The sequence below is a fragment of the Cohnella sp. LGH genome (assembly GCF_017671885.1).
In the GTDB taxonomy this organism is placed as follows: domain Bacteria; phylum Bacillota; class Bacilli; order Paenibacillales; family Paenibacillaceae; genus Cohnella; species Cohnella phaseoli.
Genome location: NZ_CP072117.1, coordinates 3,930,955 through 3,953,767 on the forward strand (window position 1 = coordinate 3,930,955; position 22,813 = coordinate 3,953,767).

A 22,813-nucleotide genomic window follows, 5' to 3' on the forward strand; every position below is an offset into this window, starting at 1 on the left:
ACGGTTTCTCCTCTCGAGTCGGTAGGTCATCTTGTATTCTGTTTCGCAAACGACGCCAGCGCCTGCGATGCGGCTTGCTGTTCCGCTTCCTTCTTCGAACGGCCGATTCCTTTGCCTAACTGCCGGTCGCCCACCCCGACGACGGCGATAAACTCCTTGTCGTGGGCCGGCCCTTTCTCCTCGACAATGCGATAATCAAGCGCGCCCATTGCCAGCTGCTGCACCTTCTCCTGAAGCTCCGTTTTGTAGTCCTTCATCGGCGCTTGGCCGTTCCGCGACAGCTTCACGAACATATGCCGTTCGAGAAACGCCCGAACGGCCTCCAAGCCTTGATCCAAATACAACGCGCCCAGGAACGCTTCGAAAGCGTCTGCAAGCAGCGACGGTCGGGTACGTCCGCCCGTCTGCTCCTCCCCTTTGCCGAGCAGCACGATCTGCCCGAATTCGAGCGCCTCGGCAAAACGGACGAGCGAAGGCTCGCAGACGATGCTCGCCCGCAAACGAGTCAACTCGCCCTCCGGCGAATCCGGATAGAGCCTGTACAAATATTCGGATACGGTAAGCTGCAGGACGGCGTCTCCGAGAAATTCCAACCGTTCGTTGTCCGGAATACGCGCGCCTCGCTGCTCGTTCACGTAAGAAGTATGCGTAAACGCCTGCTTCAACAGCCCCGGATCGCGGAAAGTCACGTTAATGCGCTGCTGCAATCGTTGAAATCCTTCCTTCATGAACCGTCACCTCAATCGCGCCTCATACACAACCGACGCAGGCGGCTAATGCCGCCTGCGTCGACGTTCACGCGCACTTTTTGAACTTGCTTATTGCCCATCCGGTTAATCTGCGAATTGACGCATAATGATCGTGGCGTTGTGTCCTCCGAAGCCGAAGGAGTTGGACAACGCAACCTGTACGTCCGCATTGCGCGGCTTGTTCGGGACATAGTCCAAATCCAGCTCCGGATCTTGATGATCCAGATTGATCGTCGGAGGAATGACGCCGTTCTTCAACGTCAAGCCGAGAATAACCGCTTCCACGCCGCCCGCCGCGCCGAGCAGATGCCCGGTCATCGACTTGGTTGAGCTGACCGCCAGTTTGTGAGCATGGTCGCCGAACGTCATCTTGATCGCCGTCGTCTCGGACTTGTCTCCGGCTCCCGTCGACGTTCCGTGCGCATTAATGTATTGGATGGACTCGGGCGCGATGCCCGCGTCGTTAAGCGCCTTCTTCATGCAACGAGCCGCTCCGTTCGGATCGGGATCGGTCATATGGTAGGCGTCGCCGCTCATGCCGTAGCCGATAACCTCCGCATAAATGCGGGCGCCTCTTGCTTTCGCATGCTCAAGCGATTCCAGGATTAGTACGCCCGAGCCTTCGCCCATAACGAATCCGTCGCGATCGACGTCGAACGGCCGGCTTGCTTTCTCCGGCTCTTCGTTGCGGGTGCTCATCGCTCTCATCGAGCAGAAGCCTGCCATGCCGATCGGACGAATCGTCGCTTCCGCGCCGCCGCAGATCATCACGTCCGCGTCGCCGCGCTGAATCATCTTAAAGCTGTCGCCAATCGAGTGCGTCCCGGTGGCGCAAGCGGATACAGCTGCGGTGTTAGGTCCCTTCGCTCCCGTGATCATCGAAATTTGGCCGCTGGCCATGTTCGCGATCATCATCGGGATGAAGAACGGGCTTACCCGCCTTGGACCTTTCTCCATCAACAGCGTATGCTGCTCTTCCCAGGTGCCCAGACCACCGATACCAGAGCCTACGATAACGCCTACGCGCTCCGGGTCGGCATTTTCCCCGATCGCCAGTCCCGCGTCCTCGATCGCGAGCTTGCTCGCGGCCACGCCGAACTGTACGAACCGGTCCATTTTCCGGGCTTCTTTCTTATCGATATTATATAAGCCAGGATCGAAATCCTTGATTTCTGCCGCAATCTTAGTCGTATAATCGGTCGTATCGAATGCTTCGATCAGACTGACTCCGGATTTGCCATCGAGCAAGTTGCTCCAGAACGTAGGCAAGTCGGTACCGAGGGACGTGACGACCCCCATTCCTGTAACAACGACGCGCTGTGTCAAATCTATTCACCTCTTCAGGCTATATCATCCGTCGCGCGCGCGGCGCGAATCGGGGTTTAGAATATGCAGAAGTCCCGTCGCAAGTACGGGACCCGTCGATCATTACGCATGAGATTGTATGTATTTAACGACTTCTCCCACCGTTGTGATCTTCTCTGCATCCTCGTCGGAAATCTCCAAATCGAATTCGTCCTCGAGCTCCATAACGAGTTCTACAACATCCAGAGAGTCAGCGCCCAAGTCGTCTTTGAAAGATGCTTCGGGTGTTACCTCTGCCTCTTCTACACCCAGGCGTTCGATAACGATGCGTTTTACGCGATCCAGTACATCGGACATCCGGTTCACCTCCCTTAACGTATTATACGTGAATCATGGACAAAAAGCCATAGAAGGCTTGCATGGGTCTAACCGGCCGAAGAGCCGCTTTTCGTGCCGTTAGGCAGGCGTCGCCACTTCGGCCGAAAATTACATGTACATGCCGCCGTCGACGTGCACCGTCTGCCCCGTCATGTAAGAGGCTGCTTCCGAAGCTAAATAAACGACGATGGAAGCAATGTCTTCCGGACGGCCCATGCGGCCCATCGGAATTTCTCCCAGCAGCTTGTCGCGATACTCCGCGGGAAGCTTGTCCGTCATATCCGATTCAATGAATCCGGGAGCAACCGCGTTAACGGTAATGCCTCTGGACGCAAGCTCCTTAGCCGCGGATTTCGTCAAGCCGATGACGCCGGCTTTGGCTGCGACATAGTTGGCTTGTCCAGGGTTGCCGAGCACGCCGACTACGGACGAGATGTTGATGATGCGGCCGCTGCGCTGCTTCATCATCGGACGAGTCACCGCTTTGATGCCGTTGAACACGCCCTTCAGGTTCGTTTCGATCACTTCGTCGAATTCGGCTTCCTTCATCCGCATAATTAGATTATCACGGGTGATGCCTGCGTTATTCACGAGAATGTCCAACTTGCCGAAAGCTTCGAGCGCGGTCGACACCATCTCGTCGAACTCCGCCGACTTGCCTACGTTCGCTTTGACCATAATCGCCTTGCGCCCGAGCGCTTCGATCGCTTTGACCGTTTCGGCCGCCGCCGCTTCGCTGCCCGCATAGTTGACCGCCACATCGGCTCCGGCCTCCGCCAGAGCGATGGCGATTGCCCGGCCGATTCCGCGCGACGCGCCCGTTACCAGCGCGCTCTTGCCTTGCAGATCCCACATTGCCATTGCCTTTCCGCCTCTCTGCCGTTTGTCGCCTGTTTCGGCGTTTACTCCGCAGCTGCGCTAGCGGCCTCTGCGCTGTTAACCGAGACGATCCGAACGGACTTGTCGATCTTCTTGATCAAGCCCGCCAGCACCGTGCCGGAGCCGATTTCCACGAACGTGTCGACGCCTTGCTCGATCAAATACGCAATCGTGTCTTCCCATTGTACTGGCGACACGACTTGCTTGACAAGCAGCTCGCGAAGCTCCGCTCCGGAAATGACCGGCTTGGCGTGAACGTTCGCGACGACCGGCACGGCCGCATCGCGGAATTCCGCTTGTGCCAGCGCCTCCGCCAGCTTATCGGCTGCCGGCTGCATCAAGGAGGAATGGAACGGACCGCTCACATCAAGCGGAATGACCCGCTTCGCTCCGGCCTCTTTGCCCCGTTCGACGACGGCGGCGACGCCGTCCGCCGACCCGGAGACGACGATCTGACCCGGACAGTTGACGTTGGCCAGCTCTACAATCGTTCCCGCCGCGGTAATATCCGCGCAGAGCGCCTGCAGAGCCGCGCGTTCCGCTCCGAGCACGGCCGCCATCGCGCCCTGACCGCCCGGAACCGCCTGCTCCATATACAGCCCGCGCGCCCGAACAAGCTTGACCGCATCCGAGAATTCAAGTACGCCTGCCGCCACGAGGGCGCTATACTCGCCAAGCGAGTGGCCTGCGACATAATCGGGCTTCAGTCCCCGTTCCTTGTACATTTCCAACAACGCAACGCTTGTAGCGAGCAGCGCAGGCTGCGTATTCGCCGTCTGACGCAGCTCCTCCTCCGGCCCTTCGAAGCTCAGCTTTGAGATCGAATAGCCGAGCGCCTCGTCCGCCCGATCGTAGGTCGCCTTGGCGACCGGGCTGCTCTCATATGCGTCCTTCCCCATGCCGACCGCTTGCGCGCCTTGGCCGGGGAATACGAATGCGATTTTACCCAAGTTCGGTTCCTCCTCTTACCAGTTCAGCACTGCCGCGCCCCAAGTCAAGCCGCCGCCAAAGCCGACGAGCACGATCGTGTCGCCTTCTTTGACGCGACCTTCCTCGACCGCTTCCGCCAGCGCCAGAGGAATTGAGGCCGCCGATACGTTGCCGTACCGATCCAGATTGATCATGGCTTTATCTTCGGATAAGTTCAATCTTTCCAATGCCGATTGAATAATGCGAATGTTGGCTTGATGCGGAACGAGCAAATCGATATCCGCTTTCTCGTACCCCGCAGCAGCAAGCGCCTCTTCGGCGGCGCTGCCCATGACCCGCACGGCGAACTTGAATACGTCGCGTCCGTTCATCTCGATAAAATGGCTGCGGTCCGCAAGCGTTTCTCCGCTGGACGGGCAGCGCGACCCGCCGCCGCGAATGCGGAGCAACTCTCCGCCGGCGCCGTCCGCTCCGAGCTTAAACGATTTGAAGCCTCGGTCCCCCGTTACCGGACCAAGCACAACAGCTCCCGCTCCGTCTCCGAACAATATACAGGTATTGCGATCCTCGTAATCGGTAATGCGGGACAAGCATTCCGCGCCGACAACGAGCACGTGCTTGTACATCCCCATCGAGATAAAACCGGTCGCGTTCGCCAGGCCGTAAATAAAGCCCGAGCAAGCCGCCGACAGATCGAACGCCGCCGCCTTCTTGGCGCCAAGCTTTTCTTGAAGCAGGCAAGCCGTCGAAGGAAAGAACATATCCGGCGTAATCGTCGCCACGATGATCAGATCGAGCTCCTCCGCCGTAATGCCCGCCGCTTCAAGCGCCTTGACGGACGCCTCGTAAGCGAGATCCGAAGTCGCTTGCTCAGGAGCTGCGATCCGGCGCTCGCGGATGCCGGTGCGCGTCACGATCCACTCGTCGTTAGTCTCCACCATCCGCTCCAGCTCAACATTCGTTAACCGGCGCTCGGGAACGTATTTGCCCGTTCCGAGAATGCCTACGGAAACTCCATTCATTGCACTCTCTCACTTTCCGCTGAATTCGTCGGCCAAAGACGCGATCAACTTGTTGCTTATCGCCGTGCGCGTCTGGCGGATCGCCGTTTTCATGGCGCTTGCGTTGGACGACCCGTGCCCTTTGACAACCAGACCGTTGATGCCGAGCAGAGGGGCGCCGTTGTATTCATTGTAATCCATCCGGGTGCGAACGCGACGGAAGCTCGGCTTAAGCGCTCCGGCCGCCAGCTTCGATACGAAGGACGAGGTCAATTCCTCGCGAAGCAGCTTAAAAATCGACTGAGCCGCCCCTTCGATCGCCTTTAGCAAAATGTTGCCCGAGAAGCCGTCGCATATAATGACGTCGCATACGCCCTCCAGCACATCGCGCGCTTCCACATTGCCGACGAAATGAACCGGAGCGTTTTCCAGCAGGGCGTACGCCGCTTTCGTCAGCTCGTTGCCTTTGGCCGCTTCCGTCCCAACGTTCAGCAATCCGACGCGCGGTTTGGCGATGCCGTGCACCTTGCTCCGATACATGCTGCCCATGAGCGCGTATTGAAGCAAATGCTCCGGCTTGGCGTCCATGTTCGCGCCCATATCAAGCGCTAGCAGCCCCTTATTGTCGAGCGTCGGAAAAATCGCGGCCAGCCCCGGTCGTTCAATGCCCTGCATCCGCCCAACGACGAGCAGCCCCGTAGCCATCAGAGCGCCGGTATTGCCGCACGAAATCATGGCGTCCGCGCGGCCTTCCTTGACCATCCGGCCCGCCACAACCATGGAGGAATCCGCTTTGCGACGCACGGCTCGCACCGGCTCGTCATCGCTTCCAATCACTTCGGAAGCAGGTTCTATAGATACATTGTCCGGAATGCCGCTGCCGAGATATGGCCGAATTGCATCCGGATCCCCGACCAGCACCAGATGGACGTCCGGCCACTCGGCCGCGGCAGCCAGAACGCTTTCGACCTGAGCCTGCGGCGCGTGGTCGCCTCCCATCGCATCTATGGCAATCCGCATCATGTACAACTCCTTTAGGATGTCGCTATCTATTCGCCGGCAGATCTGTAAATTATAAAGTTCCCCTGGAACACCATTTCCTCGCCGACATATGTAAACACTTCTACTTTCGCCTTCCCTTTTTGCCCGCCGTGCGACCTGACGTAAGCTTTGGCGATGCATTTTTCTCCGAGCCGCGCGGGCCGGATGAAACGAATGTCCGCCGATGCCGTCAGTGCAATCTCGTCGTTGATGACCGCCACCGCGAGCGAATTGGCTTGCGCGAAGACATGATGTCCCCGAGCGATGCCCGAACGGGAAAAAACGTGCTCCGCCGCGATCTCAAACAGCGAGATGCCGCTCTTGTCGAGCTGCAGATCGAGAATATCGCCGATCACCTCGTGTAAAGGCAAAGAACGAACGGAATCGTAAGAACGTTCCGCCATCAGCTTCAAGCGCTCCCTCAGCTCGGGAATGGCCAATTCCAGACGATCCAGACGGATCGTTTGAATGCTCACTTTAAGCAGGCGCGTCAACTCGCGATCCGTTAGAAACGGATTCTCTTCCAACAGCTTGCTGAGCTGTTGATGGCGCTGCCTTTTGGGAAGCCGCTCCAAGCCTCTCCACTCCCTTCAGCGCTCGATCCTGTTCGCTCGATCCACGCCCATTGTCAATAACTTTAGCGATTATTCATAAACTCACATTTTAATACCTGGTGCCAATATGAGTATAAAGAAAAACGCGCCGGCATGCAACGACCGCAAGTAACGCCAGAGCCGGTCGTTGCCGGCCGAAGCGCTTGCCCGTCGTGATTCCAGACGCGTTTCAAGCTTATTGCTTGATAATTTCACGGGACTTGTACGTACCGCACACTTTACATACGCGGTGCGACACTTTCAATTCTCCACATTGATCGCATTTCACCATACCGGGAACGACCAGTTTAAAGTGGGTCCGGCGTTTGTGTTTGCGGGCTTTCGATGTTTTCGCAAAAGGGACTGCCATGCTGCCACCTCCTTATCAGTCCGAATAAGCTTCGACGGCTTGCGCCGGGCCTACTCTTTCTGAGATTTAAACCAATCCTGAAGCGCAGCCATACGAGGATCGATCTTCTCCGTATTGCAGCCGCACGATTGTTCGTTCAGGTTTGTCCCGCACTCGGGGCACAGCCCTTTGCAGCTCTCACTGCACAGGGGCGCGTAGGGCAATTGGACGACAAACTCCTCCATGACGTAAGGAGCCAGATCGATCCGCTCTTCCGTTACCGGTACGGCTTCTTCAACATCTTCGTTTGCTTCTTCATCCTCTTCCGCCACAATCCGAAACTGTTCCTCGAAAGGAACTCCGACCTTCTCTTCGATCGGCTCCAAGCAGCGCGAACATTGCATGTGCATGTCGCAGCTCATTTGGCCCGTCACTACGATCAAGTCGTCCACGGCTACAGCCGTCAGCTCGTATTCAAGCGGGGAGAGCGGACGGAATTCCGGATGATTCCGGAACAGCTCCGTCAAGTCCAGAGTTCCTTGCAGGCTCACCGGCAGCTTCCGGGACGCCAGCTCTTGCACTTTAAGCAACAATTAGATCACTCCAAACAAACAAAGTTTATTATATCGAGATTTCGGTTCGTTTGTCAACAATTTCTGCGACTTTACAGCTCCGCTTCTCTTTCGTCCCTTGCTCGTGCTATATTGTGGAAAATAAAATTTCATTCCCAGCAAGGAGACGATTATGTCCACGGTCGGCGTTGTCGTAGAATATAATCCGTTGCATAACGGTCATCTCTATCATTTACAGCAATCGAAGAAAATAACGCAAGCGGAAAATATCGTCGCCGTCATGAGCGGCAATTTCCTGCAGCGGGGAGAGCCGGCGTTGGCGGACAAGTGGGCGCGGACGGAAATGGCGCTTCGAGCCGGGTGCGATCTCGTGCTGGAGCTGCCTGTCGCATACAGCTCGCAGCCGGCTCAATGGTTCGCCTACGGAGCCGTATCCGTGCTGGATGCTTCGGGCGTCGTTGACTCGCTCTGCTTCGGCAGCGAGAGCGGAGAACTGGCCTCTCTACAACAGCTGGCCTCCCTGCTGACGGAGGAGCCCGAAAGGTTCGCTACGCTGCTGTCGGAGCTGCTGAAGGCCGGACTCCCTTATCCTTCGGCGTTCTCCTCGGCGGCCGAGGCTTATTTGCAGGAACGCGGCATGGGCGAGCACGCTTATTCTCTCACCCAGCCGAACCATACGCTCGGACTCCATTATTTAATCGCGCTTCGCAAGCTGAATAGTTCTATCGTACCCTATACGCTTCGCCGCGAGAAGTCCGGCTACGGGCAAACCGACATTACCGATGCGAAGATCGCCAGCGCCACCGCCCTGCGCAAGCTGCTGCTCGGCGAATCCGGCTCCCTGGAACAGCTTGCGGCCTACGTGCCCGCTTCTACTTTGGCCATCCTGCGCCGCGAAACGGAAGCCGGCCGGGCGCCCATTCATTGGGATAGCTTCGCTAGACCGCTGTTTCACGAACTGTATCGCCATACCGCAGCAGAGCTGGCCGAGTTCGCCGAAGTCAGCGAAGGACTCGAGCATCGGCTTCGCGGCATTTTGTCCGAGCTGCCCGAGTATTCCGTCGCGGCTCTGCTGGAGGCGCTCAAAACGAAACGCTACACCCGCACGAAGCTGCAACGGACGCTGCTGCGTATCCTGCTCGGCCATCGCAAGGAGCTGCTAAGCCCGGAGCGGCTTGCCGCCGGCGTCGACTATATCCGGGTGCTTGGCTTTACCGAACGCGGCCGGCTTCTGCTCCGCGACATGCGACGGAAAGCAAAAGTCCCCGTCGTCGCCTCCGCCGCCAAGCACGACTCCCCTTATCTGGCCATGGAAGCGCTGGCGACCGGCGCTTACTCCCTCGCCTATCGCAACGCCCAGCCGAGCGACGCTTTGCGCGACTTCACGCTCTCTCCCGTCCGACTGTCGGACAAGATGGTCTAACCCTCCCTCCCGGGGCGTACATTGTAGAGGTAGTTCATCCAGTTGAACACCTGCACGTGCCTGCAACGCATTCGGGAGGCGATAAGCAATGGCCAAGGCCAATCCATCTAACGGCAAACGCGCGATTTTCCTTTCTCTGCTGCTGGGCGCCGCCTCCATGCTCGTCGTGGCCGGAATCGTCCATTCGCCCGGGGAAGCTTTTCGCGCTTCCTTGTCCGGGCTGCAAATTTGGTGGCAGAACGTCTTCCCCGGCCTGCTGCCCCCGCTTATGCTGGCTGAATTGCTCGCCGCCTCGGGCTTGCTTCACGGTATGGCCGCGCTGGCCGAGCCGCTCACGCGCCGCCTGTTCCGACTGCCGGGAGCGGCGGGCTGGGCAATCGCCTTCGGCTGGTCCGCCGGCATTCCCGCAGGAGCGAAGGAAACCGCTCGTCTCCGCGACAATGGAACGATCAGCGACGAGGACGTTGACACTGTCCTGCTCGTCTCGCATGTGCCCAATCCGTTCCTCATCGTGCTTGTTATCGGCTTCGGCTTCCTCAACGCTCCCGCACTCGGCTGGGCGATTGCGCTCGGGCTGTGGCTCGCGGCGATCCTGGCAGGCACTGTTTGGTCGCGCATTGCCAAGCCGCGCGGTCCGCGAGTGCCGGCCCTTCCGGTGACCCAACCCAAAGCGCTGCTGTTGCGGGCCGCGCGCGCTGCAGCCGACGGCCGCAAAGAGGATGGACGCCCGCTGGGCAAGCTGCTCGCCGACTCCGTGACCGGGGCCGTCGGCATGCTGATGACGATCGGCGGCCTGATGATGATGTGCGCCGTCGTGATCCGCCTGCTTGAGCTCTTCCTTCCCGGCAACGATCTGTGGCTCCCGTTCCCCGGTCTATACGAGCTTCATCTAGGCGCCTACGAGACCAGCAAATCCGCCCTTTTCACCTCCGACCCCGCACAGGCCTGCGCGCTGCTTGCCGCTGCGCTCGCCTGGACCGGGTGGAGCGGCCTGCTTCAGGCCAGAGCGGCGTTCGGACTGAACAAGCCCTTCCCTTGGCTGAAAATCATCTCCTCGCGCCTGCTTCACTCGGCCGCGACTCTGCTGGTCGTCTATCCGCTGGCGAAGCTTGTTCTGTCCGAGCCCTTTAAAAAGTGGTTCGCCGAACGCCAGCCCGGTCCCTCTGCCGATGCCGAGGCTTGGTCGACGTTCGCGGGGGTGCTGCCGAACGGCTGGAGCCGTATGTCCGAGAGCATGACGGTTGCGCTCGCCAGCTTCGGTGTATTTCTCCTGCTCGCCCTGCTCGCCGCGCTCATCCGGCCCAAAACGCCGTCCGGCAAAGACGCTCCGGACAAACGTCAACGCTAAAAAGGAGCCTTCCTGCTGCCGCGGGATAGCTCCTTCGGTCGTTTCGCTCCGGTTCACTCGCCTATCGCGCCGTCCGGCGTATCGTATTTGATTTTCAATTCCGCCTCCACGACCGGCGAGACCAAATCGTGAACGGGGCCGTGGAATTTGGCGATTTCCTTGACGATGCTCGAGCTGAGGTAGGAATATTTCGGATTGGTCATCATAAATACCGTCTCGATGCTCTCGTCGAGCTGACGGTTCGTCGAAGCCATCTGCAGCTCGTACTCGAAATCCGTTACGGAACGGATGCCCCGAATAATCACTTTCGCGTGGCGAGATCTCATATAACGAACGAGCAAATCGCGGAAACTGTCGATTTCCACGTTGGGCAAATCCTTCGTCACTTCCGCGAGCAGCGACTTCCTCTCCTGCACGCTGAATAGGGGCGTCTTCGTCGTGTTGTTCAGCACAGCTACGATCAGCCTGTCAAACTGCTTCGCAGCCCGATGAATGATGTCCAGGTGACCAAGCGTCACCGGATCGAAGCTCCCGGGATACACGGCGATGCGATACTCATTTTCCGTTCCGGATGGCTGTCGGTTCATCGTTTGTTCGCCTCCTCCGTCGTTTCCATAGTTGTTCCGGCTGGCGCCTCTTGGTTAGGCTCATAACGGTAGATAGATACGGCGATTTCCCCGTATTTGGCGCACCTCGTACGAATGAAACCTTCGAACGCTTCGGGATAGCTGACATCCGGATGATGCTCGACGACCGCGATGGCCGAATCGGCCGCCAGTCCTCTCTGTGCGATTTCGGTTAAAATAGCGTCGCAATCCTTCATCGCATAAGGAGGGTCCAAAAAAATCAAATCAAACGGGAGCCCCGACTTTTCCAACACCTTTAGCGCTCTTCTCGCATCGTTTCGATATACGGACGCCTTGCCCGCCAGCTTGGTCGACTCCAAATTGCGGCGAACGACGTCTACGCTCTGCGGACTGGAATCGACAAATACGGCGTTTCCCGCACCTCGGCTCAGCGCCTCTATTCCAAGCCCTCCCGAGCCTGCGAACAAGTCGAGCACACGCTCCTCCTCGTCAAAATACGGCCCGATCATGCTGAACAGCGCCTCTTTCACTTTATCCGTCGTCGGACGAGTTCCGTTACCCGGCACCGCTCGCAGCGGATGCCCTTTGGCTTGTCCAGAAATGACGCGCAATATCTTCAACCCCTGCTGTCTTGCGATTATAGGATAGTTAACGGTGTAATGTTACCACAAACTTCCTCGTTGCAAAAGCTCTCTATACTCGGAATGCGGTTATGGCTCGATCAAGTCAGGAACGACTTGTGATGGCAGAAGCGCAAGGTGTAAAATAGGAAAATACGAACTCAACCAGATGACGAAAAAAGTCGATTGCGGCGCACCACTGAAATGTACTTCTTTGAAGGAGTACCCGTTTTAAGTAGTCTTATAACTTGAAGGGGGGGCCAGTAACAATGAGCGAGGAACTTTTACAACAAATTTTGATCGAACTAAAGGATTTAAAAACCGGACAGCAGAACCTCGAAGTCGGTCAGCAAAAGCTCGAAACCAGTCAACAGAAACTCGAAGCTGGGCAGCTAAGACTTGAAGCCAGCCAACAGAACCTTGAAGCCGGGCAGCAAAAACTTGAAGCCAGTCAACAAAAACTCGAGGCCGGGCAGCTAAGACTTGAAACCGAGCAACAGAAACTCGAAGCCGGGCAGCTAAGACTTGAAGCCAGCCAACAGAACCTTGAAGCCGGACAGCTAAGACTTGAAATCGAGCAAAAGAGTATGAAGAACGATATCGCGGATATCAAACAAAACATGGCCACAAAAGAAGACGTTGCTCTCTTACCTTCTATACAACAAGCCGTATCGGAAGCAGGCCAAGCTCTCGCCCGCATAGAAGACGCACAGGAGCGAATTGAGCGCAACCAAATACAGCATGCCAAAATCCTTGAATCGCTCTCCATGCGTTTCTTTGAACATGACAGCGATCTGCGCGAACTAAAGAGGATTAAATAGTCCAAGCATGCCGCCTCATAGGGTGGCTTTTTTTCTTTCCGTGCCTTTTGCGGCTTTGGTGAGCACAAAAAATCGACCCCCGTCTCGCGACGAGGGTCTCATGGGAGAGGAGAAACCGGACGAAGAGCTTATGGGGAAACGTAAGTCTTCTCCGCGGTTGTCCCCGACGCCTCTCAGCGCCGGTAATACCAGTGTGGCCTTTCCGGATGAAAATATACGCAGCAGCGGAAAAAAATATGTTGCAGGCCGGTTCGGAATCCGATTACAAATCCGCTCCGAAAAAATCGCGGATCGACACACTCGCCCAGCTCCCGCTGCCGGGATCCACGATCGTTCCCGCGAAGCCCGGTCTTGCCGGAGGGCCCGGAATCGACGGAGCGGCCGGCTCTCCGCTCATGCCGGGAATCGAAGGCAGCCAACTGCTTGCTGCCCGGGCAAACGCGATAATTCCGCCTTTCCTGTCTCGCAGCACGCCTTTCTCCAGCCAGCCGAGAGGCTGTCCTGTCAGACTGAATACTTGCTTGCTCTGGTGAATCCACCCCAGATTGCGGCCGTATTTGCTGACAAATCGTTCGTTCTCCACTACGATGAAGGACGCTTGTCCATACCGATCGAAGTACCATTCGTTCATTTGCCGGACTCCTTCGTTTTTCCTCAATTATACCACCATATGGACGGCCTTCCATCCCTCTCGCGCATCTTCATCCCAATATGCGTCGCTAAGTGCGGACTGATCAGGCCGATGAAAAAAATCGAGCCGCCAAGCGCTACGCTCGCGCGGCCGCGCGTACTGTACATGAAGCAGCTTGCCGGCAGTCGATAGCCCTCCATCGTTTCCCCAGGGCTCATTGCGATATGACGAATATCGGAAATTTTGACAGCCGTATGATTCCATATCGTCGTGTGTTCGTCCAGCTTCATGCTACCTTCTCTCCTTGTTGTCTGCTCCGTAACGCTCCGCAATTGATAATCATTCTCATTTTAATCCCTATTATACAAATGCCGCCTTCTTTTGTCGATGAGTTAGAAGCTTTGCTTCGCCTCGTCCAATTACAAACAACCCGCATACCTTGACGGCATACGGGTTGTTTGCGATTATGCATCGCCATGCAGACTCAGACCGTTCCCGAGTGGCCTTCCTCCAGCAGCCGAAGCACTTCCCGCTTCAGCTCGACAAACTCGGGCGAGGTCCATACGTCCGCGCGGCGCGGCCGGTCGAAAGGCACGACAAGCTCGCGCAAGACGGTCGCCGGAGCCGGCGACAAAACATAAATGCGGTCCGACAGCACCAACGCCTCCTCGATACTGTGCGTGACGAACAGCACGGAGCGCCGATCCGCCTCCCATAACTCCAGCAACCAGCGCTGCATATCGGCTCTCGTCAAAGCGTCCAGCGCAGCGAACGGCTCGTCCAGACACATGACGTCGCGCTGCATCAGCAGCGCGCGCAGGAAACTGACCCGTTGCTGCATCCCACCGGACAGCACATGCGGATACTCCTTCGCCACATGCCCAAGCTGAATCCGTTCCAGCCACTGAGCCGCCTGCGCCTTCGCCTCCCGCTTCGGCGTTCCGGTGGAAACAAGTGCGAAACGGATGTTATCCTCCACCTTCAGCCAAGGAAACAACGCCGCCTGCTGCGGCATGTAGCTGATCAGCCCCTTCTGTCCGGTACGATCTTCGCCGTCGAACAGAACGCGCCCCTGATCGGGCTTCTCCACGCCGCCGATCATTCGAAACAGCGTCGACTTTCCGCTCCCCGAAGGCCCGATTAACGATACGAACTCGCCCGCGCCCACCGTCAGAGAGATGTCGTTCAGAACGAGATGCCGCTCCTTGCCCCTCATGTAGGACTTGCTGATCCCCTTTAACTCCAGCATGCTGCCGTGGGCGCTCATGGCGACGCCTCCTTCCACTCCGGCTCCGGACGCGGCTTCCAGCGAATAACGAGGCGTTCCGCCAACACGACCAAATAGAAAAATAGCAGGCTCATAACGACAATGCAGACGATCGAGCTGAACACGGCCGCTTGCTGAAAGCCGCTAAACTTCAGCTTCAGATAGAAGCCGATGCCCGTATTCGCTCCGGCTCCCAGCCATTCGGCTACGATTGCCGAGGATACGACGTACGTTGCCGCAATGCGCAAGCCTGAAAAAAGATAAGTCAATGACGCCGGGAACTCCAGCCGCTTTAACCGCTCCCAACGCGACGCCCCGATCATGCCCAAATACTCTCGCAAGTGCGGTTCGGCCTGCCCCAGCCCAACCAAAATCGACAGAGCCACCGGAAAAAAACAGACGAGAATGAGCAAAATCAGCTTAGGCGTCGTTCCGAAGCCCAGCCAAATAATCAGCAAAGGGCCGAGCGCGATCAACGGAACGTTCTGGGACAGCACGAGCAGAGGCGACAGCGCCGTCTTAAACGGCGGGACGATGTGCAGCAGCACGGCCACGGCAATGCCTACCGCCGTGCCAAGCACCAATCCGACGAGAGAAAGACCGAATGTCGCCTGGACGTGCACCCACAGAGTCGCCGCGTCTTCGTACATATTAAGCGCGATGTCGGACGGGGCCGGGAGCGTGTATACCTTGATGTCCAGCGCCATGCACACCGCCTGCCAAACGGCCAGAAACACGACAATCGTTCCGACGGGCAGCGCAATCGCTCTAAATCGCTTATTGCCCATCCGGATATTTCTGCAGCAAGCGCGACATCGAAGCGTTCGCTTTGGCATCCACGACAAGCTTGATTTGCGACATAACAGAGGGACTGCCTCGCTCGATCATAGCTGCGCTCATCTGTTTGACGATATCGAGCAATTGGTCGAGCTCCCCTTCCATTGTCGTTTCCAGCGGCCCTACGCGATAAGGAACGCCGGACGCCTTGATGATGGAGATCGCTTCGTCTACATAAGGAATAACTTCCTCGCCCGGGTTGATTTTCGGAATGATTTGAATGCTGAGCAATGCCTGTGCCATCGTTCGCTCTCTCCTTTTTCTCCATTTCATTAAGTTATTTCCGCGAGCCCGCATTAATTCGACCTATCTATCCGTATTTCCGTTTGTATTTCTCAATCCTGTATTCTCGCTTCCCTGTCCGCCGACTATTTCGGCAGAAATTCCGTCGTAAACATCTCATCGTAGTTCAGTTCCTTCTCCATCAGACCGTTCTCCAGCATCCATTCGCCGTAGCCGGCCCAGATGTCCCGCTTCTGCTCGCCCCAGCGCGGAGCGTCTTCCTTGTATTTCGGGCTGAGCCATTTCTGGCTCGCCTTCACCAGATCCGCGTTGATTTCGGGAACGGCCTTGATCAGCACGTCCGCCGCAGCGTCCGGATTGTCGATCGCATATTGATAGCCTTCGGAGGCTCCGGCGAGAAACGCGCTTACAAGCTCCGGATCTTCCTTAATTACCTTCTCGCTTGTCAGCAGCAGCGGCGTGTAGTAGTCGAGCTGCTTGCTGTAATCGGTCAGATAGACCATGTTGACCGGCTCGCCTCTAAGTTCCGCTTCAATACCCGTCCAGCCGTAGAAAATCCATTCGAAATCGATGCCTTTTTTCGTAGCCGTAAAAAAGTCCGCCGAGCCCGCATTCACGAAGTTCACCTTGTTCACGTCCGCCTGCTGCACCTTCATGATCGATTCGATGACCGCACTTTCTGCCGGCGAGCCCCAGCCGCCGTACGTTTTACCTTCGAAATCCTTCGGCTCCTTGATGTTTTTGTCCACGGGCGAAGCGAAGCCGGACGTATTGTGCTGAATGATCGGCGCGATCGAAACGAGCGGCAAGCCCTGCTCTCTGGCCAAGATCATGCTTTCCTGCGCTCCGACGCCGAACTCGGCCTGGCCGCCAGCGACAAGCGCGCTTGCTCCCGCCTCAGGCGGCAAAACCAGCTCAACCTGCAGGCCGTATTTCTCCCACAACCCCATATCGCGAGCAACGTACAACCCGGTATGGTTCGTATTCGGCGTCCAGTCGAGCACGACCGTCGCCTTCTTCAGCTCCTTTGCCGGAGAAGACGATGCGGACGCACCGCCGGACGGCTCCGCTTCGTTCTTGCCTCCGCAGCCGGACAGCAGCACCGTTCCCGCCAGCAGCGTAAGTCCTAACCCTTTCCATGCCATTCCTTGTTTCTTCATGTCTCTCTCCCACTCTCCTTATCTCTTGCGCGGAAGAGGGTCCCGAACGTATCAAAAAAGCGCCCCCCGATCCGGAGGGCGCCCAATAAGCAAACATGGACAATTTGACACAACGAACTCTCGTCGTGCTCCCGCCTTCCTACGCTGGTACTAACCAGATCAGGTCATAAGGGTCTGCATCTTCGAAGGGATGCACTCTCAGCCGGCCGTCGTCCAGCTCCCCTGGGGCGTATTCGATTGTCAAAAACCCGCAACGCACAATCCCTATTATAGCAAAAGAAGCGCCGTTGTCTATCCCCGATCCCGCAAGCCGACGATTCTTCGCACCTCCGCCAAATATTGCTCATAGTAGGGTTCTTGTTCGTAATGTTTCGTGAACACCGCTTCGAAGCCGTCATAGTTGAAGTCGAGACCTGCCTCCAGCATCATTTCCAGGCGAGGCAGAACAAAGCGGTCGAGCACGATTTTCTTTTCTGCAGCGTACACTTCCTCCGACAATCCCCGGCCCACAAAATGACGCAATATTTCCAGGTAACCGCGAATGGCCGCATCTCCGTAATTGTAGCCGCGCGGAGCGTTAAACTCGTAGCTGAACATCGATAGCTTCAGCAGCGAGAACCGGGGATCCGTCCGCAACAGCTCCAGCAGCCAATAAATGTGGTTCAGGCTCGTGCCGATAAAACGATCCGGCTCAGACAGACTTAGCACGGCTGTGCGCTCAACAACGATTGAAGTAATAAAACCGGAAGCGAGCGACAGCTCGCGCACGAGCGTGTCCATCCCCTCCATCGTCTCCACCGTCCCGTCGTTGCGCAGCACGTCGATGAAGAGAAAGCGAGTTCGCTTATGCAGCAGCGCATATAAAATCGGCTGCACCGCTCCCGGCACGAAATAGTCGTCATCCCCGTGCAGCTTGGCGTATTTGCCTCTGGCAAACTTCAAAATTTCGAGATAGTTGCGCTCTCCGCCGATATTTTCCGGCTGCCGGATCGTCCGCAGCTGCGGATGCTTCATTACATATCGAGCTAGTAACGCGGCGGTTCCGTCGTCCGAAGCGTTGTCGGAGACGCATACCTCAATCAAGCCGTTCATGCTCGTCTGCGGAAGCACAGCCTCAAGGCATTGCTCCAGCTCCTTGGCGCGGTTATAAGTCGGGATGCAGATGGACAGCAGCGGATGCTCCCGCCTTCTGCGCAGAACGTCCGCGACCTCCCGTTCCGATTCGACCGCAATCCAGTCCTCGGCGACCGTATCGAACATCCGCTCGATCCGGGCCGGCACGCCCGACACGACCGAGTAATCCGGCACGTCCGCCCGCACGACGCTGCCCGCTCCGACGACGCAGCCTTTGCCGATCGTTACAGCCCCTTCCACGACGGCATACGGCCCCAAGTAGGTTCCTTCGCCGACGATCAGCTTTTTAGAAAAGCCTCCCGATTCGCGAATCCCCTGCTTATAGACGGGCAAACCCGTCTTCCGGAATTCCGCCTCCGCATCCGACAGTACGACATAGGGCCCGCACCAGACCGAGCTCTCCAGCTCGACGTGATGCTCCGCCGTAACGTTAAGCCCGATATCCGCCTGCACGCCGTCCCCGATAATCAGCTTGGGCCGAATACCGCTGACCGTCGAGGTGACGATCAGCCGGTACCCCGAGCTGATCATCGCCTCTCGTCCGATCGCAATTTCCTCGGCCCCGTAGATCATCCCCGAAGCGTCCAGCCTTGCCCCTTCGCCAAGCGAATACAAATTCGCAGGCCGATGTCCGTTATCCAAGATGATCCCTCCTTACAGCCGACAGTACGAAATCCACGGATCGAACGGAAATCTGCGCAGCTCTGTTGCGCGAATCGGCAGCATCTCCAGCAAAGCCGCAGTCTCCCCCGGGAAAGCTGCGCAATTCAATTCGTCGAAGCAGACAATCGCGCCCTTCGGCATCCGGGGAACAAACAGCTCCAACGCCTTGCGCGTCGGTTCGTACAGGTCAAAGTCCAAATACAGCAGCGCCACCAACAGATGAGGATGCGACTGCAAATACGCCTCCGCCGTCTCCATAAAGTCTCCCTGCACGATTTCCGCGTTCGGAATGTGCGCCAGATGCCTCTCCGCATCGTACTTGGCGATCGACCGGCGAATCTGCTCCGCCGTATCTCCCCTCATGTCACCCGCGACAAAGGTGCGCTCTTCGTCCTCATCCTGCTCTGCCAGCGACGGGAAGCCTTCAAACGTGTCGAAGCCGATAATTTTACGCGTGTGGTTGGAAGGCTCGAAAATATTGGCGAATTGCGCCCAGGAGAAAAATCCCGCTCCGTTGAACACGCCGCACTCCACAATGCTGCCGTTTATGTGGAGCAGCTCGCGGTAAATTTCGTATCGTGCCAGGAAGCGAGCCACGCTCCGCTTCGTCGCAAAACGAGGAAACGCTTCGAGCTTGTTGATCAGCGTCGTCTGCGACGATCGGAAAGCGCGCTCCGCCAAGCGGTGCGCCGTCCGATCCTGCCGGGAATGATGGCGATCGATCGCCGCCATCGGGCGTTTGCGTTCTGGCATCCGGCCATTCCTCCCTTCGCTCATCTTTTGCGGCAAACCGCGATCATGTATGCCGGTCTTGCATTTTTCACTCGGCTTAAGGACGCCGGAGCGTAATACCGGATAATGTCCGGATTAAAGCCCGCCATCGCCGTGTCTCCTCCCACCGCTTCGGCAATGTCCGACCATTCTGGAGCGACGTGGCCGTGGGGGCCGACGAACGTTTGTCCGAACATGCCTTCGATGTCGTAGAGCACCGATAGCTCGCCGATAAACTCGGCTATGCTGTATTCGAAGCAGTGATACGGATTGCGCACCTGCTGACCGAACAGCCGGTCCGGATTCGTCACCTCGCGGTTCGGCGTCGAAATGATCAGCCGTCCGCCCGGTCGCAGCACTCTCGCGGCTTCTCTAAGCCACGCGGCGCCGTCGGGAATATGCTCGATCGTCTCGAACGAGACGACAACGTCGAAAGAAGCGTCGGTGAAGGCCAGCTGCAGCACATTGCCCTGCTGGAAGCTTACGCCGTCCCCTCCGTAATCTCTGCCGGCCAGCATCACCGTCGCCGGATCGATGTCGACGCCGGTGACGCCGACCGCTCCGCCATCCTTCAGTATCCTCGCGCCGTAGCCGGCTCCGCACGCGGCATCCAGCACTTGCTTGCCGCCGCAATAAGCGCGGGCCAGCCGGTAGCGGTACACATGCTCCGCCAGCACGTCAGGATGAGATCCTGCAACCGCTGAACTCAAAACTAATCTCTCCCCCGTAAACGGGACGTCTTCTTGCGCCTTAGGCAAATAGCTCAAATCGTTCACCGTCGCTTCCTTCGAATGAGTCGCAGTCTCTGTCGCAGGCGTTTGCGCGGCAGGCGCAAACACGCCGGACGGCTTAACGCCGGCAACGTCCGGCTGTCCGACCTTTCCGTCCCGCTCGCCGGACGGGCCGCTTCCCGTTGACGTTGTCCGCGCAATTCCGCTGCCTTTAACTGCGCTGGCTACGTAGTAGACGGTCGCATAGTCGTCCCGTCCCGCATCGCCCGCCAGCAGGCATAACGCGTCAATGTCCCGCTTCGCCGCATCCTCCGCGGCAATCGATTCAAGCGCAATGTCCTCGAACCCGGCTTGACGCAGCCTTCGTTCGAACTCCGCCTTGGACAGCATCGCATCGTGAGGAAGGGGATTAAACGGCCTTAAATAAGCTTTGGCGTAATCGACAAACAGCCGATTCGGCGCGCTCGTCGCGACGATGCCGCCGGGCCGCAGCAAGCCGTGGATGTGCCGCAGGACGTCAAGTTTCGCTGGCTCCGACAGAATGTCGTTCAGCACGACCGCATCGAAGCCCTTCGTCCCTGAAGGAGCTTCGATCTCCTCGCTCCTTATCCACACCTTTTCGGCAACGAGCCCGGCGACCTTCGCTGCGGAGGCTTCGCTTTCGAAGCCGAACAGCCGCACGTTGCCATAGCGATTGCGCAGTTCGAGCAGCGTCGCTCCGCAGCCGCAGCCGATTTCTAGTACGCTCATTCCGGGCTTCAGCGCGCGCAGCGGCCGCAGCAGGTCGTTTCGCGCATTTACGGAAATATGCGGATGGAAGCCCCATTTGCGCATAAACGTTTGCTCATTGTCGAGCATGGCTTTGCGGTATGTTTCTTTGACATGCTTGAAGGACACGCTTCCTTCATGATGAATAAACGTGTCACGGCAGAGCAGCAGCCGAAAACCGGCCAATCTTGCGCTCATGCACCAGTCGTCGTCTTCGTAGTTGCCGATTCCGTAGCTCTCGTCCAACGGTCCGGCCGCTTCCCATGCCGAACGCTTAATCATGAGGCAGAAGCCGATCAGCTTCATCCTCTCTTCCCAACGCTCGGCGGAGGAAACGTTATACGTCTCAGCAAAGCGCTGCATCTCATCCAACGTTCGGTAGGACGTCTCGATCATCTGTCCGTAACCGGCGTAGTTCGTCATCGGGCCAACCGCCCCTACCCGCTCATCGCTCTCGATCGCCAGCGTAAGCTGCTCCAGCCAGCGGGGAGTAACGACCGTATCGTTGTTCAGCAGCAGCAAGTAGTCGCCCTTCGCGCTTGCTGCTCCAATATTGCACCCCGCCGGAAATCCAACATTTTTCGCTTGGCGCAGCAGCTTCACGTCCGGCTGCTCCGCCAGCCAGTCAGGCGTGCCGTCGGCGGACGCGTTATCGACGACGATCAGCTCGTAAGCCGAAGCGGGCGTATGCTTGCGAATGCTCGCAATCGCGCGCTTCGTCATCGCCAACTGGTTGAAGGTCACCATAATAATGCTGGTCGTCATGGCGTCTCAGCTCCTCCGATGCCGAGCGCCTGCTCGATTTTGGCTTTGTTTTGCAGCAGGTTCGCATCGTTGGGCAGGTAGGACAGCGCCTTCTCGTTGTGTTCGTAGGCCAGCTCCAGCTCTCCGGTCATTCCGTAACAAATGCACAGCTGAAGATGGGGAAGCCATGTCCAACTGATAAGATGAAGCACGCCGAAATGATGATCCGGCGGACGGTCTTGGGTGAGCGCCAGCTTAAACCAATAGATCGCCTTGGCAAAATCATCTCTTTCCAGGAAACATTGGCCAATCGAGCAGCAGAAGTCCGCGCGTGGAAGCTCGTAAACCATCGACTGCAGCAGCGCCGTCAGCTTCAGATCGAACAAGCCCAATTGATGATAACAGGCGGACAGACGCGCGCACGCGGTCAGATTATCCTCAAAGTAGTCGACAGGCTCGGCAAGAAATCGCCGATACTGCTCCGCTGCTTCGGCAAAACGTCCCGCATCGGAAAGCTCGTTGGCGTAATAAAAAACGTCCCGGCCCGTCACTTCTCCTTCCCGCTGAGCAATCTGCTCGAGAATGCGCAAGTTTCTCCCCGTATTCTCGTGCACCCTGCCATGCGAGACGGCAATGTCGGTCAAATAACAGTTGCCTTCGACAAACAAATATTCATGAATCGGATTATGCCAGCGAAACTGCCTGCTTCGCTTTACGATTCGGTTGCGGCGCGACATCGCCAACGGATTGCCGCAATCGTCGAACGCCAAGTGGTACTCCATAACGACGGAGTCGACCTCTTGATCAAGCTCCTCCTTCAGTTTCTTGAGCTTCTCCCGGTCCTTATCGCGAAAATAATCGTCCGCATCCAACCACATCACGTAGTCTTTAGTTGCGAAGGAGAAAGAATAGTTCCGTGCGTCGGCAAAATGGTCGGTCCATTCATAATCGAAAATACGATCCGTATACCGACCGGCGATCTCCTTCGTTTGATCCGTCGAGCCGGTATCCACGATAACGATCTCGTCGACGAGATCGTGTACGGAATCCAGACAACGTGCCAACACTTCCTCTTCGTTGCGCACGATCATGCACAAACTGATAGTAACCACCTTATCCCTCCTCATCCGACCTCTGTCCCATTTTATGTCGCGTTCGCCTTCTCCGCTTGGACAGGTGGTGGAGGTACAACCGCATCAAAAAAATAAAGGGACTATCCTCCGGGCCATCCTGGATGGCCGGAGGATAGTTCCCTCTAAATGGATAAC

General features: G+C 57.3%; 25 protein-coding genes and 1 riboswitch. Of the genes, 3 read left to right on the top strand and 22 right to left on the bottom strand.

From position 1 onward, the window contains the following. Nucleotides 1-26: 26 nt before the first annotated feature. From rnc to J4772_RS16905, 10 genes are all read right to left on the bottom strand, one after another. On the bottom strand, nt 27-728 hold the full coding sequence (rnc, locus tag J4772_RS16860) for a ribonuclease III (RefSeq protein WP_116059479.1): 702 nt from the start codon (nt 726-728) through the stop codon (nt 27-29). A gap of 105 nt (nt 729-833) precedes the next feature. After that, nucleotides 834-2,075, bottom strand: coding sequence for a beta-ketoacyl-ACP synthase II (gene fabF / locus J4772_RS16865; protein WP_209076284.1), 1,242 nt, complete (start codon nt 2,073-2,075; stop codon nt 834-836). 102 nt (nt 2,076-2,177) lie between these two features. Further along, nucleotides 2,178-2,411 carry an acyl carrier protein gene (locus J4772_RS16870; protein WP_094050752.1) on the bottom strand — a complete coding sequence of 78 codons (234 nt, stop codon included), beginning with the start codon at nt 2,409-2,411 and terminating at the stop codon, nt 2,178-2,180. Nucleotides 2,412-2,540: 129 nt separating this feature from the next. Then, nucleotides 2,541-3,287 carry a 3-oxoacyl-[acyl-carrier-protein] reductase gene (gene fabG, locus J4772_RS16875; protein WP_116059714.1) on the bottom strand — a complete coding sequence of 249 codons (747 nt, stop codon included), beginning with the start codon at nt 3,285-3,287 and terminating at the stop codon, nt 2,541-2,543. A gap of 47 nt (nt 3,288-3,334) precedes the next feature. Then, complete coding sequence (fabD, locus tag J4772_RS16880; RefSeq protein WP_209076287.1) at nt 3,335-4,261, bottom strand: ACP S-malonyltransferase; 927 nt, start codon at nt 4,259-4,261, stop codon at nt 3,335-3,337. Between the two features lie 15 nt (nt 4,262-4,276). Next, entirely contained in the window at nt 4,277-5,263 is a 987-nt protein-coding gene (locus J4772_RS16885) for a beta-ketoacyl-ACP synthase III (RefSeq protein WP_209076289.1), read from the bottom strand. Nucleotides 5,264-5,272: 9 nt separating this feature from the next. Next, complete coding sequence (gene plsX / locus J4772_RS16890) at nt 5,273-6,262, bottom strand: phosphate acyltransferase PlsX (RefSeq protein WP_209077211.1); 990 nt, start codon at nt 6,260-6,262, stop codon at nt 5,273-5,275. Between the two features lie 29 nt (nt 6,263-6,291). Further along, on the bottom strand, nt 6,292-6,858 hold the full coding sequence (fapR, locus tag J4772_RS16895) for a transcription factor FapR (protein WP_116059474.1): 567 nt from the start codon (nt 6,856-6,858) through the stop codon (nt 6,292-6,294). Between the two features lie 214 nt (nt 6,859-7,072). Next, a complete protein-coding gene (gene rpmF / locus J4772_RS16900; RefSeq protein ID WP_094050747.1) occupies nt 7,073-7,246 on the bottom strand; it encodes a 50S ribosomal protein L32 in 174 nt (57 codons plus the stop codon). Between the two features lie 50 nt (nt 7,247-7,296). Then, nucleotides 7,297-7,806 carry a YceD family protein gene (locus tag J4772_RS16905; RefSeq protein ID WP_247741193.1) on the bottom strand — a complete coding sequence of 170 codons (510 nt, stop codon included), beginning with the start codon at nt 7,804-7,806 and terminating at the stop codon, nt 7,297-7,299. A 163-nt stretch (nt 7,807-7,969) separates the two neighbouring features. On the opposite strand from J4772_RS16905, the gene J4772_RS16910 reads away from it, so the two are divergent. After that, nucleotides 7,970-9,220, top strand: a complete 1,251-nt coding sequence (locus J4772_RS16910) for a nucleotidyltransferase (RefSeq protein WP_209076293.1) — start codon at nt 7,970-7,972, stop codon at nt 9,218-9,220. A gap of 88 nt (nt 9,221-9,308) precedes the next feature. Continuing rightward, nucleotides 9,309-10,568 (top strand): hypothetical protein, encoded by a 1,260-nt coding sequence (locus J4772_RS16915; RefSeq protein ID WP_209076295.1) that lies wholly within the window; start codon nt 9,309-9,311, stop codon nt 10,566-10,568. Nucleotides 10,569-10,621: 53 nt separating this feature from the next. Here J4772_RS16915 and coaD read toward each other — a convergent pair whose 3' ends face one another. Together coaD and rsmD are read right to left on the bottom strand one after the other, a co-directional pair. After that, entirely contained in the window at nt 10,622-11,155 is a 534-nt protein-coding gene (gene coaD / locus J4772_RS16920) for a pantetheine-phosphate adenylyltransferase (protein ID WP_116059470.1), read from the bottom strand. Then, a complete protein-coding gene (gene rsmD, locus J4772_RS16925) occupies nt 11,152-11,769 on the bottom strand; it encodes a 16S rRNA (guanine(966)-N(2))-methyltransferase RsmD (protein WP_256442736.1) in 618 nt (205 codons plus the stop codon). Before rsmD ends, coaD begins: the two co-directional genes overlap by 4 nt. Nucleotides 11,770-12,044: 275 nt before the next feature. On the opposite strand from rsmD, the gene J4772_RS16930 reads away from it, so the two are divergent. After that, a complete protein-coding gene (locus J4772_RS16930) occupies nt 12,045-12,596 on the top strand; it encodes a hypothetical protein (RefSeq protein ID WP_209076298.1) in 552 nt (183 codons plus the stop codon). Nucleotides 12,597-12,858: 262 nt separating this feature from the next. Here J4772_RS16930 and J4772_RS16935 read toward each other — a convergent pair whose 3' ends face one another. The 10 genes from J4772_RS16935 to J4772_RS16980 form a co-directional block, all read right to left on the bottom strand. Then, nucleotides 12,859-13,227, bottom strand: coding sequence for a 4-fold beta flower protein (locus J4772_RS16935; protein WP_181917496.1), 369 nt, complete (start codon nt 13,225-13,227; stop codon nt 12,859-12,861). Nucleotides 13,228-13,250: 23 nt separating this feature from the next. After that, entirely contained in the window at nt 13,251-13,517 is a 267-nt protein-coding gene (locus J4772_RS16940) for a hypothetical protein (RefSeq protein ID WP_209076300.1), read from the bottom strand. A 194-nt stretch (nt 13,518-13,711) separates the two neighbouring features. Continuing rightward, nucleotides 13,712-14,494, bottom strand: a complete 783-nt coding sequence (locus tag J4772_RS16945; protein ID WP_209076301.1) for an ABC transporter ATP-binding protein — start codon at nt 14,492-14,494, stop codon at nt 13,712-13,714. Further along, nucleotides 14,491-15,282 (bottom strand): ABC transporter permease, encoded by a 792-nt coding sequence (locus J4772_RS16950; RefSeq protein WP_116059455.1) that lies wholly within the window; start codon nt 15,280-15,282, stop codon nt 14,491-14,493. Before J4772_RS16950 ends, J4772_RS16945 begins: the two co-directional genes overlap by 4 nt. Next, nucleotides 15,272-15,574 (bottom strand): thiamine-binding protein, encoded by a 303-nt coding sequence (locus tag J4772_RS16955; RefSeq protein WP_116059454.1) that lies wholly within the window; start codon nt 15,572-15,574, stop codon nt 15,272-15,274. The genes J4772_RS16950 and J4772_RS16955 overlap by 11 nt, the downstream gene beginning before the upstream one ends. Before the next feature lie 125 nt (nt 15,575-15,699). Continuing rightward, nucleotides 15,700-16,734, bottom strand: coding sequence for an ABC transporter substrate-binding protein (locus J4772_RS16960; RefSeq protein ID WP_209076303.1), 1,035 nt, complete (start codon nt 16,732-16,734; stop codon nt 15,700-15,702). A gap of 118 nt (nt 16,735-16,852) precedes the next feature. Continuing rightward, nucleotides 16,853-16,968: riboswitch (TPP riboswitch) on the bottom strand. A gap of 57 nt (nt 16,969-17,025) precedes the next feature. Then, nucleotides 17,026-18,510 (bottom strand): glycosyltransferase, encoded by a 1,485-nt coding sequence (locus tag J4772_RS16965; protein WP_209076305.1) that lies wholly within the window; start codon nt 18,508-18,510, stop codon nt 17,026-17,028. A gap of 12 nt (nt 18,511-18,522) precedes the next feature. Further along, entirely contained in the window at nt 18,523-19,284 is a 762-nt protein-coding gene (locus tag J4772_RS16970; RefSeq protein WP_209076307.1) for a class I SAM-dependent methyltransferase, read from the bottom strand. A gap of 20 nt (nt 19,285-19,304) precedes the next feature. Beyond that, a complete protein-coding gene (locus tag J4772_RS16975; protein WP_209076309.1) occupies nt 19,305-21,566 on the bottom strand; it encodes a methyltransferase domain-containing protein in 2,262 nt (753 codons plus the stop codon). Beyond that, nucleotides 21,563-22,657 carry a glycosyltransferase gene (locus tag J4772_RS16980; protein WP_209076311.1) on the bottom strand — a complete coding sequence of 365 codons (1,095 nt, stop codon included), beginning with the start codon at nt 22,655-22,657 and terminating at the stop codon, nt 21,563-21,565. The genes J4772_RS16975 and J4772_RS16980 overlap by 4 nt, the downstream gene beginning before the upstream one ends. Between the last annotated feature and the right edge of the window lie 156 nt (nt 22,658-22,813).